Genomic DNA, 11,806 nt, shown 5'->3' on the forward strand with positions numbered 1-11,806 from the left:
GCAATAGTTCTAATATATCAGTTGCCTAACAGTCGGCCGCTAGAAGCACGTCAAAGGAGAACACCATGGTTGAACCGCTGATCCGCCCGCTCGCACAGGCGGACCCGGAGGTTGATCAGGCGATCGCCCAGGAGCTTATCCGCCAGCAGTCCACGCTGGAGATGATTGCCTCGGAGAATTTTGCTCCCACCGCAGTCATGGAAGCCCAGGGCTCAGTGCTGACCAACAAGTACGCTGAAGGCTACCCGGGCAAGCGGTACTACGGCGGTTGCGAACACGTTGATGTGATCGAACAGCTGGCCATCGACCGTCTGAAGTCCCTGTTCGGCGCCGAATACGCCAACGTCCAACCCCACTCCGGCGCCCAGGCCAACGCAGCTGCCATGCACGCGCTGATCACCCCCGGCGACACCATCATGGGCCTCAACCTCGCCCACGGCGGACACCTCACCCACGGCATGCGGATCAACTTCTCCGGCAAGCTCTACAACGTGGTCCCGTACAGCGTCCGCGAAGACACGCACACCATCGATATGGCCGAGGTGGAGCGCCTCGCCGTCGAGAACAAGCCGCAGCTGATCGTTGCCGGCTGGTCCGCTTACTCCCGCCAGCTGGACTTCGCCGAATTCCGCCGGATCGCCGATTCGGTGGGCGCCTACCTCATGGTGGACATGGCACACTTCGCCGGACTGGTGGCAGCAGGCCTGCACCCGAGCCCTGTCCCCCACGCCCACATCGTCACCAGCACCACGCACAAGACCCTCGGCGGCCCGCGCGGCGGCGTGATCCTGACCAACGACGCCGACATCGCCAAGAAGGTCAACTCCGCAGTGTTCCCCGGACAGCAGGGTGGACCGCTGGAGCACGTCATTGCCGCCAAGGCCGTGGCTTTCAAGTTCGCCTCCGAGCCTGAGTTCAAGGAACGCCAGGTCCGCGTGCTGGAAGGCTCCAAGATTCTGGCCGAGCGCTTCCTGCAGGATGATGTTGCCCAGGCCGGAATCTCCGTCGTCAGCGGTGGCACCGACGTTCACCTGGTACTCGTCGACCTGCGCAACTCCGAACTGAACGGCCAGCAGGGCGAGGACGCCCTGCACCACATCGGCATCACCGTCAACCGCAACGCCGTCCCCTTCGACCCCCGCCCGCCGATGGTCTCCTCCGGACTCCGCGTCGGCACCCCGGCACTTGCCGCCCGCGGCTTCGGCGCCGAGGAATTCACTGAAGTAGCAGACATCATTGCGACGGCGTTGATCGCCTCGGCAGCCACCGGCACCCTGGACGACGCGACCGCCGTCGAACTCCGCAACCGCGTGACCGTGCTGGCGGACAAGTTCCCGCTGTACCCCCACCTTTCCAACAACGGCAATGGTGCCGAATCCGTACTCGAAGCAGAAATGATTGGAGCAGCCCAGTGAGTGTCGACCACCTCCCCGAACACCCTGACTTCCTCTGGCGCAACCCCGAACCCAAGCAGTCCTATGACGCAGTAATCGTCGGTGGTGGCGGGCACGGCCTGGCCACGGCCTACTACCTGGCCAAGAACCATGGCATGACCAACATCGCCATCCTCGAAAAGGGCTGGCTGGCCGGTGGCAACATGGCCCGCAGCACCACCATCATCCGCTCCAACTACCTCTGGGACGAGAGCGCGGCCATCTACGAGCACGCCCTCAAGCTGTGGGAAATCCTTCCCGAGGAACTCGAGTACGACTTCCTGTTCAGCCAGCGCGGTGTCATGAACCTCGCCCACACCTTGGGCGATGTCCGCGAAAGCATGCGGCGCGTCGGCGCCAACCGCCTCAACGGTGTGGACGCAGAATGGCTGGAGCCGGACCAGGTCAAGGAACTCTGTCCCATCCTGAACACGAGCGACAACATCCGCTACCCCGTCATGGGTGCCACCTACCAGCCACGCGCTGGCATCGCCAAGCACGACCACGTTGCGTGGGCCTTCGCCCGCAAGTGCGACGAGCTGGGCGTGGACATCATCCAGAACTGCGAAGTCACCGGCTTCATCAAGGACGGCAACCGCGTCACCGGCGTCAAGACCACGCGCGGAACCATCCACACTGAGAAGGTAGGCCTGGCAGCCGCCGGCCACAGCTCGGTCCTGGCCGAGATGGCCGGGTTCCGCCTGCCGATCCAGTCCCACCCGCTGCAGGCTTTGGTCTCCGAACTGCACGAGCCCGTCCACCCGACGGTGGTCATGTCCAACCACGTCCACGTGTACGTCTCCCAGGCGCACAAGGGTGAACTGGTCATGGGTGCGGGCGTCGACTCCTACAACGGCTACGGCCAGCGCGGCTCCTTCCACGTGATCGAGGAGCAGATGGCAGCAGCCGTGGAACTCTTCCCGATCTTCGCCCGGGCCCACGTGCTCCGTACCTGGGGCGGCATCGTGGACACCACGCTGGACGCTTCGCCGATCGTCGGCGTGACCCCGGTGGAAAACATGTTCGTCAACTGTGGCTGGGGAACCGGTGGCTTCAAGGGAACCCCGGCAGCGGGCCTCACCTTCGCCCACACGATCGCCACGGGCGCACCGCACAAGCTAAACGCTCCCTTCGCACTGGAACGCTTCGAGACCGGTGCCTTGATCGACGAACACGGCGCCGCAGCCGTGGCCCACTAGCCGCACAGGACAGGAAAAGACATGCTCCTCATTTCATGCCCCAACTGCGGGCCACGCGACGAAACCGAATTCCACTACGGCGGACAGGCCCACGTCCCCTACCCGGAAAACCCGAACGACCTCACGGACCGGGAGTGGGCTGAGTACCTCTTCTACCGCGAGAACACCAAGGGCACCTACGCCGAACGCTGGGTTCACAGCACCGGTTGCCGCCAGTGGTTCAACATGCTCCGGGACACCGTGAGCTACGACATCCACTCGATCTACGCGATGGGCTCACCGCGGCCGGACCTCGCAGCGACAGACCAGGGAGCAGCAGGTCAAGCCGGCACCCCCGGACTCGCACCGGCAGCCCCCACCACAACCACCTCCCCGGAAGGAGCCCAGAAGTGAGCAGCCAGAACGCCCGCCTTGCCACCGGCGGCCGCATTGACCGCAGCATCACCTGGCGGTTCACCGTGGATGGCCAGGAATTCGTCGGCCACCCCGGTGACACCATCGCTTCGGCCCTCCTTGCCAACGGCCACATCAACGCAGGCAACTCCCTCTACGAGGACCGCCCCCGCGGTATTGTCGCCGCAGGGGTCGAAGAGCCGAACGCACTGGTCAAGATCGCGCCCCGCTTCCCCGGCCACGTTGCCGAGTCCATGCTCCCCGCCACGGCTGTTTCGCTGGTGGACGGACAGAGCATCGAGCTCCTGTCCGGCTTGGGCAAGCTTGACCCGGCCGAAGACAAGGCAGAGTACGACAAGAAGTACGTCCACACCGACGTCCTGGTGGTCGGCGGCGGCGTTGCCGGCCTGGCAGCTGCCCGTGAAGCAGTCCGCACCGGCGCCCGCGTCATCCTGATCGACGACCAGCCCGAACTCGGCGGTTCGCTGCTTTCCGGTTCCACCGCGGAGGGACTCGCGGAAGAGATCGAAGGCAAGCCCGCCCTGGAGTGGGTTGCCGACGTTGAAGCCGAACTCGTTTCTGCCGAGGAATGCACGGTCCTGCACCGCACCACGGCTTTCGGCTCCTACGACTCCAACTACCTGATTGCAGCCCAGAACCGCACGGACCACCTGAGCGTTCCTGCAGCTCCCGGCGTCTCCCGTACCCGTATTTGGCACATCCGTGCTGCACAGGTAGTCCTGGCACCGGGCGCCCACGAGCGTCCGCTGGTCTTCGAGAACAACGACCGCCCGGGCATCATGCTCGCCTCGGCCGTCCGCACCTACCTCAACCGCTACGCCGTCGCCGTCGGTTCGCGCGTCGTCATCAGCACCACCAACGACTCCGCCTACCTGCTCGCCGCGGACCTGAAGGCAGCAGGCGTGCCGGTTGCCGCCGTCGTCGATGCCCGTCCGCAGATCAGCGAAAAGGCCGCAGCCGCCGTCGAATCCGGCCTGCGCGTCCTGATCGGCAGCGCCGTTGCCGATACCAGCGCAGATGACAAGGGCCGCCTCAGCGGCGTCACCGTCCGCAGCATCAACGACGACGGCGAACTCACCTCGGGCGTCGAGCAGATCGCCGCCGATGTCCTCGCCGTGTCCGGTGGCTGGAGCCCTGTGGTCCACCTCCACAGCCAGCGCCAGGGCAAACTGCGTTGGGACGATGAACTCGCAGCGTTCGTCCCCTCCACCGTGGTCCGCGACCAGCAGGTTGTGGGCGCAGGCCGTGGCAGCTACGAACTGCAGGACTGCCTGGCAGAGGGTATCTCCGCCGGTGCAGCCGCATCCATCGCTGCAGGCTTCGAGTCCGCAGTGACTCCTTCCGAGGTCAACGCTCCGGTAGCCAGCGCACCCACCCGCCAGCTGTGGCTGGTTCCCGGCCAGACCGGTGAACCGGGTGAGTGGCACAACCACTTCGTGGACTTCCAGCGCGACCAGTCCGTGGCCGACGTCCTCCGCTCCACGGGTGCGGGCATGCGGTCCGTGGAACACGTCAAGCGGTACACCTCCATCAGCACCGCCAATGACCAGGGCAAGACCTCCGGCGTCAACGCAATCGGCGTCATTGCCGCAGCGCTCAAGTTCGGCGGCGCGGACGCTGTTCCGGGCATCGGCGAGATCGGCACCACCGCGTACCGCGCCCCGTTCACCCCGGTGGCCTTCGCAGCCCTGGCCGGACGCCAGCGCGGCGAGCTGTTCGACCCGGCCCGCGTCACCTCCATCCACCCGTGGCACGTTGCCCAGGGCGCACTGTTCGAAGACGTCGGACAGTGGAAGCGTCCTTGGTACTACCCGCAGGCCGGCGAGGACATGGACACCGCGGTACTCCGCGAGTGCGCCGCAGTCCGCGACTCCGTGGGCTTCATGGACGCCACAACCCTCGGCAAGATCGAAATCCGTGGCAAGGACTCCGGCGAGTTCCTGAACCGTGTGTACACCAACGCGTTCAAGAAGCTCGCTCCCGGCTCGGCCCGCTACGGCGTTATGTGCACGTTGGACGGCATGATCTTCGACGACGGCGTGACCCTGCGCCTGGACGAGGACACCTACTTCATGACCACCACCACCAGCGGCGCAGCCAAGGTGCTGGACTGGCTCGAAGAGTGGCACCAGACGGAGTGGCCGGAACTGGATGTGGTCTTCACCTCCGTCACGGAACAGTGGAGCACGATCGCCGTCGTCGGTCCCAAGTCCCGTGCGGTGATCGCCAAGGTGGCCCCGCAGCTGGCCGAAAACGGTGGACTGGAAGCCGAGAACTTCCCGTTCATGACCTTCCGCGAGACCACGCTGGCCTCGGGCGTTCAGGCCCGTGTCTGCCGGATCTCCTTCTCCGGTGAACTGGCCTACGAAATCAACGTTCCGTCCTGGTACGGACTCAACACCTGGGAGGCCGTTGCCGCAGCCGGTGCCGAGTTCAACATCACCCCGTACGGCACCGAAACCATGCACGTCCTCCGCGCCGAAAAGGGCTACCCGATCGTGGGCCAGGACACCGATGGCACGGTCACCCCGCAGGATGCCGGCATGGAATGGATTGTGTCCAAGGCCAAGGACTTCATCGGCAAGCGTTCCTACCTCCGCGAGGATTCCAAGCGCGAGGACCGCAAGCACCTGGTGAGCGTCCTGCCCGTGAACCACTCCTTGAAGCTGCCCGAAGGCACCCAGCTCGTGGAGAAGGGCATCGCGGTCAACCCGGCCAACGGTCCCGTTCCCATGGAAGGCTTCGTGACCTCGAGCTACCACAGCGCCGCCCTGGGCCGTTCCTTTGGCTTGGCCCTGATCCAGAACGGCCGCAACCGCATTGGCGAAACCCTCGTGGCTTCCGTGGGAGACCAGCTGGTGGACGTGGTTGTTGGCGAAACCGTACTTTTTGATGCTGAAGGGACCCGCAAAGATGGCTGAGACAGCAACTCCCGCAGAAACCGTGAATGTTGACCGCGTTCGCGCCGCGCGCCGCAGCCCGGCCGAGCACCTTGCCGACGCCTTCGCCGCCGGCTCAGTGCCCGGGGCGGTTACGCTCAAGGAAATCCCCTACCAGACCCAGGTGGGTGTCCGGGTGGACAGGACGTCCGACGCCGGTACCCGGGTTGCGTCCGTCACCGGCGGCTTGCCTGCCGCGTGCGGCGAGGTAGTGTCCTCGGATTCCGCCAGCACCGTGTGGCTCGGCCCCACCGAGTTCCTGGTGGTGGCACCGGAGGGATCCCACGATTCCCTCGGCGGCTCCCTTGTCGGCGACCTGACGGCCGCTCTGGGCAGCGACTCCGGCCAGGTGGTGGACCTCTCCGCCAACCGCACCACGTTCGAGCTCTCGGGCAGCCGCGCCCGCGCAGTCTTGGAGAAGAGCTGCGCACTGGACCTCCACCCCCGCGTCCTGAAGGCAGGCACCGCCCTGTCCACGGAAATCGGACACATCCCGGTGGTCCTCTGGAAGGTCGACGAGGAGACGTTCAAGATCTTCCCGCGCGCTTCCTTTGCCGATTACCTGGGTCGTTGGCTCCTGGATTCCATGCGGGAGTACGCGTCGCCTGAGGTTCCGTAATGGCACTGAGTGTGCTCGACCTGTTTTCCGTTGGCATCGGGCCGTCGTCTTCACACACGGTCGGCCCGATGCGGGCGGCAAAGCAGTTCACGGACGGACTTGTTTCGTCCGGCCAACTCCCGGCCACGGTGCGCGTCCAGGCTGAGCTTTTTGGCTCCCTGGGCGCCACCGGCCGGGGCCACGGCTCGGACAAAGCCGTGGTCCTGGGTTTGCAGGGCCACTCCCCCGAAACAGTGGACACCCGCACGGCGGATGACCAGGTGGCGGCTGCTGCGCTGGATGCAGAGCTGCGCTTGGGCGGAACCCACCGGGTGGACTTCAACTGGGAAGAGGACGTGGTCCTGCACCGCCGCAAATCCCTCCCTGCCCACCCCAACGGGATGACCTTCCGCGCCCTGGATCACACCGGCGCGGTATTGCGGGAGCGCAGCTATTACTCGATCGGCGGCGGCTTCGTGGTGGATGGCGACGTCACCGGCACGGAGAAGGTGGTGCCGGACACCACGGTCCAGCCCTACCCTTTCACGACCGGCGACGAACTCCTGGCCATCTGCGAACGCGAAGGCAAATCCATCTCCGACATCATGCTGGCCAACGAGCTCGTCTGGCGTTCCGAGGAGGAGCTCCGCGAACGGCTGCTGGGCATCTGGGCCGTCATGCGGGAGTGCGTGGACAACGGCTGCTCTGCCGAGGGAATCCTGCCGGGAGGCTTGAGCGTCAAGCGACGGGCGCCGTCGTTGTTCAAGAAGCTGGCTGAAGCCGACGCGTCCAACAGCAGCGATCCCCTGCTCGCCATGGAATGGGTGAACCTGTTTGCCCTGGCGGTGAACGAGGAGAACGCGGCCGGCGGCCGGATCGTTACGGCACCCACCAACGGCGCGGCCGGCATTGTGCCGGCGGTGCTGCACTACTACACCAAGTTTGTTCCAGGAGCCAACGACGACGGCGTCGTGCGGTTCCTGCTGGCCGCGGCCGCCGTCGGGATCCTGTTCAAGATCAACGCCTCGATCTCCGGCGCCGAAGTCGGCTGCCAAGGCGAGGTGGGTTCGGCCTGCTCCATGGCGGCCGCAGGGCTCTGCGAGGTGCTCGGCGGAACTCCGAGGCAGGTTGAAAATGCAGCGGAAGTCGGGATCGAGCACAACCTTGGCCTCACCTGCGATCCCGTGGGCGGGCTGGTACAGATCCCGTGCATCGAGCGGAACGCCATTGCCAGCGTCAAGGCGATCAACGCTGCCCGCCTTGCCCTGCACGGCGACGGCAGCCATAAAGTCTCCCTGGACAAGGCCATCAAGACCATGCGCGAGACCGGCGCCGACATGAAATCCAAGTACAAAGAGACCTCCCGTGGAGGCCTCGCCGTCAACGTAGTGGAGTGCTAGCAATGACTGCCATCCAAACCGAAACTTCCGTTCCTTCCGGTGAAGGGACCACCGTGGAGCACGTGCTCACCCTGGACTGCCCCGAAGGTCCCGGCATTGTGCACGCGGTCTCCGGGTTCCTGCTGGAGCACGGCTGCGACATCATCGACAACAAGCAGTTCGGCGATCGCGCCGAGGGTCACTTCTTCATGCGGGTGCACTTCGCATCCGAGGGAGACGAGTCCACGGTTGAGGCGCTGCGTTCTTCTTTTGCCCCTGTGGGCGAAAAGTACGGGATGAACTGGCAGCTGGAGCGCCAGGGCTACAAGCGCAAAGTGTTGATCATGGTGTCCAAGTTCGGCCACTGCCTGAACGACCTCCTGTTCCGGGCGCGCATCGGCGAGCTTCCCATCGACGTGGTGGGAGTGGTGTCCAACCACCTTGACCACAAGGGTTTGGCCGAGTGGCACGGAATCCCGTACTTCCACGTCCCTGTCACCGCCGCAACCAAGCCCGCTGCCGAGGCACGCCTGCTGGAGATCATCGACGAGCTCGACGTGGAACTCGTGGTCCTGGCGCGCTACATGCAGGTCCTCAGTGACGACCTTGCCCGGAAGCTTGACGGCCGGGCCATCAACATCCACCACTCGTTCCTTCCGAGCTTCAAGGGCGCCAAGCCGTACCACCAGGCTTACGCACGAGGCGTCAAGACCGTGGGCGCTACCGCGCACTACGTCAACGGTGAACTCGACGAAGGACCGATCATCTCGCAGCAGGTAGTGGAGGTGGACCACACGTTCGGACCGGACGATCTCGTAGCCGCCGGTCGGGACACGGAATGCAAGGCCCTCAGCAACGCCGTTCGTTGGCACTGCGAAGGGCGGATCATCCTGAATGGGAACAGGACGATCGTGTTGAAGTAGGGCCTTGCTTCCTGCCTGCCTGCGGGCTTCTAAGCCGCCGCCGAGATGGCAAAAGATCACAATGTTGCCGCCCAGCATTGTCATCAAGTGCCATCTCGGCGCGTGGTTAAGGGGTCACGGCGTTGATCCACACCCCGATGATCCACGTGCTCCCGGCGGCGCACGCCAGCCCGAACTCCACCAGAATGCCGATGCCCGTGGCCTTGATGGCAGCCAGGCTGGACCGGACGGCGGTGCGGAAGTTGCGGGTCCGCTGGACCTCGCTGAGCAGAAGGCCGACGGCGAACCCCACCAGGAGCCCCACCACGGGTATGAGGAACATGGCCACGACGCCCAGCACGAGTCCGATCACCACGGACCTGTTGGGGATGCCATGTTCCTTGAGTTTCCGCCCGGTCAGGACCGCGCTCGCCGCCATGCCCGCGATCACGAACACCAGGCCCACACCGAAGACCACCCAACCCAGCGTTCCGGCTCCTCCCCAGATGGCCCAGGCCAGCAAGCTTGCGCCGATCAGGATGCTTCCGGGCAGCACCGGAATGATGGTCCCGGCTATCCCTACCGCAATGGCCAGGCCGCACAGGATGGTCACGATAAGTTCGGCGTTCATGGCCCCAAGTCTAGGTGGCTGAGCTTCGGTCCGGTCTTCTGACGCCTACGACGACGGCGACCCTCCCCGCGGTGGGGAGGGTCGCCGTCGTTGTGGAAGCGGTGGTGACCGCTACTTGGTGACTGCGGCAGCGACTGCCGCGGTGACCGCAGGTGCCACGCGGGCATCCAGCGGGCTCGGCACGATGTAGTCGGCGGAGAGGTCTTCCTCGGCAAGTTCAGCGATGGCGAGGGCCGCCGCGATCTTCATCTCGGACGTGATGCGGCGGGCACCTGCGTCCAGGGCCCCGCGGAAGATGCCCGGGAAGGCCAGGACGTTGTTGATCTGGTTCGGGAAGTCGCTCCGGCCGGTAGCAACAACAGCGGCGTGCTTGCGGGCCACCTCCGGCAGGACCTCGGGGTCCGGGTTGGACAGCGCGAACACGATCGACTGGTTGTTCATGAGCTTGAGGTGTTCTTCATCCAGCTTGGAGGAGGAGACACCCACAAAGACATCGGCGCCGGTCAGGGCCTCTGCCGGGCCGCCGCTGACCCCGCGGGGGTTGGTGCGCTGGGCGAAGCGGGCCTTGACGCTGCCGGAATCGGCCACGAGGTCTGCACGGTCAGCGTTGATGACACCCTTGGAGTCGAGCAGGATGACATCCTTGATGCCCACGGCCAGGAGGATCTCGGCGATGGCGATGCCGGCGGCTCCTGCGCCCGAGACAACTACCTTAAGGCCTTCGATGGCGCGGTTGGTCACCTTGGCGGCGTTGGTCAGCGCTGCGAGGACCACGACGGCGGTGCCGTGCTGGTCATCGTGCATGACCGGGACATCCAGGGCCTCGATGAGCCGCTCTTCGAGTTCGAAGCATCGCGGCGCCGAAATGTCTTCGAGGTTCACTGCGCCGAAGCTCGGGCGGAGGCGGACCAGGGTTTCGATGATCTCGTCCACGTCGGTGGTGTTGAGGACCAGCGGGATGGAGTCGAGGTCGCCGAAGGTCTTGAACAGCGCCGATTTGCCCTCCATCACAGGGAGGGAAGCGCTGGGGCCGATGTTGCCCAGGCCGAGGACGGCGGTGCCGTCGCTGACCACTACCACCAGGCGCTCTGCCCAGGTGTGGGTGCGGGCCAGCTTGGGGTCGGCATGGATGGCGCGGCTGACCTGTGCGACGCCGGGGGTGTAGGCGATGGAGAGGTCGCGCTTGTCGTTCAGCGGAACAGTGCTCGTGACGGTGAGCTTGCCGCCCTCGTGGGCGGTGAAGATTTCCTCTTCGGTGAGGATCAGGTTGTCAGTGGTTTCAGTAGCGATTGTCTCGGTGGACACGTCGTTGTCTCCTCAGGCTAGCCGTGGACCCACGGCAATGATTCGGGCAGGAACAGAACTGCTGTTCAGGCCAAAAGGTGGCTGGCCTGGAAGGTGCTTCTGCAGAGATGGGCTGCTAGCCGCTTCGGTCTTTCCAGCGTAGGCAAGCCCGGAAGGTACAAGATTCAATACCAAGAGAGACGATTCAAGAGTAAAACGTTTATCCAGCAAAGAATGTGACTCACGTCACGGGAAAAACCGCATTCCAGCAGGCCTCCGGTCTAGACCAGTCAGTCACCGGTGAGCAGGCTGCAGGCCCTCTTAAGGTCCTTCTCCGCTTCAAAAAGGGACAGCCGGCGGCACCGGACCGCCTGGACCAGCCCGCTGACCAGATGCAGGAGGATACGTGCCCTGGCCGGGTCCTTGCTGCCGCGGTCCGTCAAAGAACCCACCACTTCCTCGGACAGGACGTCGATCTCCCGCAGCAGCTGCGCCGTGTCAGTGTCCTTGCCCGCAGGCCGGATCAGGCAATGTTCAACGCCCGGCTGCATGACCCGCAGGTGGAAGATCTCCATCATCAGCCCGGAGAGCACATGGCCCTTGCCGTCGCGCTGCCGCAGCCCGTCCTTCAGCTCACGCAACTGCTGCCGGTAGACCGCGAGCATGAGATGCGCGGTGGACGGGAAGTAGCGGTACAGGGTTCCCAGCGGAACATCGGCCCGGGCGGCAACATCGGAAAGGCTCAGGGTGTCGAACTGGCGCTGCGCAAAACCGGCGGCCGTCTTCAGGATCCGGGCATAGCGCAGCAACTGCCGCGGCGTGGTGGGCGCGGCAGCCATGCGGGGCAACCCCGTGGTCAGATCCAGTGAGTACGGTTCCAGTGAATTTGCTGCAGACATCTCCGGCGATCTCTTGGGAAGCTGGCAAGGCAGCGGCCGGCCGGAATCGAGGACCCGCGGCTGGCCGATCGCATCAATGATACGGGAGCTTCTTGACTGTTTCCTGAGAGTGCCAGGATCAGGCCGGC

At 65.0% G+C, this 11,806-nt stretch carries 10 protein-coding genes; 7 read left to right on the forward strand and 3 right to left on the reverse strand.

Annotation, left to right across the window (positions count from 1 at the left end):
• Positions 1–65 precede the first annotated feature (65 nt).
• Genes glyA through purU form a run of 7 tightly spaced genes read left to right on the forward strand, consistent with a single transcriptional unit; the run spans position 66 to position 8,885 of the window.
• A complete protein-coding gene (glyA, locus tag ACPFL9_RS19200; RefSeq protein ID WP_426004579.1) occupies positions 66–1,415 on the forward strand; it encodes a serine hydroxymethyltransferase in 1,350 nt (449 codons plus the stop codon).
• Positions 1,412–2,632, forward strand: a complete 1,221-nt coding sequence (locus ACPFL9_RS19205; RefSeq protein WP_426004580.1) for a sarcosine oxidase subunit beta family protein — start codon at positions 1,412–1,414, stop codon at positions 2,630–2,632. Before glyA ends, ACPFL9_RS19205 begins: the two co-directional genes overlap by 4 nt.
• A gap of 21 nt (positions 2,633–2,653) precedes the next feature.
• Positions 2,654–3,025 (forward strand): sarcosine oxidase subunit delta, encoded by a 372-nt coding sequence (locus ACPFL9_RS19210; RefSeq protein ID WP_426004582.1) that lies wholly within the window; start codon positions 2,654–2,656, stop codon positions 3,023–3,025.
• Positions 3,022–5,967, forward strand: coding sequence for a 2Fe-2S iron-sulfur cluster-binding protein (locus tag ACPFL9_RS19215; RefSeq protein ID WP_426004583.1), 2,946 nt, complete (start codon positions 3,022–3,024; stop codon positions 5,965–5,967). Before ACPFL9_RS19210 ends, ACPFL9_RS19215 begins: the two co-directional genes overlap by 4 nt.
• Positions 5,960–6,604, forward strand: coding sequence for a sarcosine oxidase subunit gamma (locus tag ACPFL9_RS19220; RefSeq protein ID WP_426004584.1), 645 nt, complete (start codon positions 5,960–5,962; stop codon positions 6,602–6,604). The genes ACPFL9_RS19215 and ACPFL9_RS19220 overlap by 8 nt, the downstream gene beginning before the upstream one ends.
• Positions 6,604–7,983, forward strand: a complete 1,380-nt coding sequence (locus ACPFL9_RS19225) for an L-serine ammonia-lyase (protein ID WP_426004585.1) — start codon at positions 6,604–6,606, stop codon at positions 7,981–7,983. The genes ACPFL9_RS19220 and ACPFL9_RS19225 overlap by 1 nt, the downstream gene beginning before the upstream one ends.
• Before the next feature lie 2 nt (positions 7,984–7,985).
• Positions 7,986–8,885 carry a formyltetrahydrofolate deformylase gene (gene purU, locus ACPFL9_RS19230; protein WP_426004586.1) on the forward strand — a complete coding sequence of 300 codons (900 nt, stop codon included), beginning with the start codon at positions 7,986–7,988 and terminating at the stop codon, positions 8,883–8,885.
• Positions 8,886–8,991: 106 nt separating this feature from the next.
• On the opposite strand, the gene ACPFL9_RS19235 is transcribed toward purU, so the two are convergent.
• The 3 genes from ACPFL9_RS19235 to ACPFL9_RS19245 all read right to left on the reverse strand — a co-directional run bounded on the left by ACPFL9_RS19235 (position 8,992) and on the right by ACPFL9_RS19245 (position 11,678).
• Positions 8,992–9,495, reverse strand: a complete 504-nt coding sequence (locus tag ACPFL9_RS19235; protein ID WP_426004588.1) for a DUF456 domain-containing protein — start codon at positions 9,493–9,495, stop codon at positions 8,992–8,994.
• A 111-nt stretch (positions 9,496–9,606) separates the two neighbouring features.
• Positions 9,607–10,800, reverse strand: a complete 1,194-nt coding sequence (locus ACPFL9_RS19240) for an NAD(P)-dependent malic enzyme (RefSeq protein WP_426004589.1) — start codon at positions 10,798–10,800, stop codon at positions 9,607–9,609.
• 269 nt (positions 10,801–11,069) lie between these two features.
• On the reverse strand, positions 11,070–11,678 hold the full coding sequence (locus ACPFL9_RS19245; protein ID WP_426004591.1) for a TetR/AcrR family transcriptional regulator: 609 nt from the start codon (positions 11,676–11,678) through the stop codon (positions 11,070–11,072).
• Between the last annotated feature and the right edge of the window lie 128 nt (positions 11,679–11,806).

The sequence above is a fragment of the Paenarthrobacter sp. NyZ202 genome (assembly GCF_049860755.1).
GTDB lineage: Bacteria > Actinomycetota > Actinomycetes > Actinomycetales > Micrococcaceae > Arthrobacter.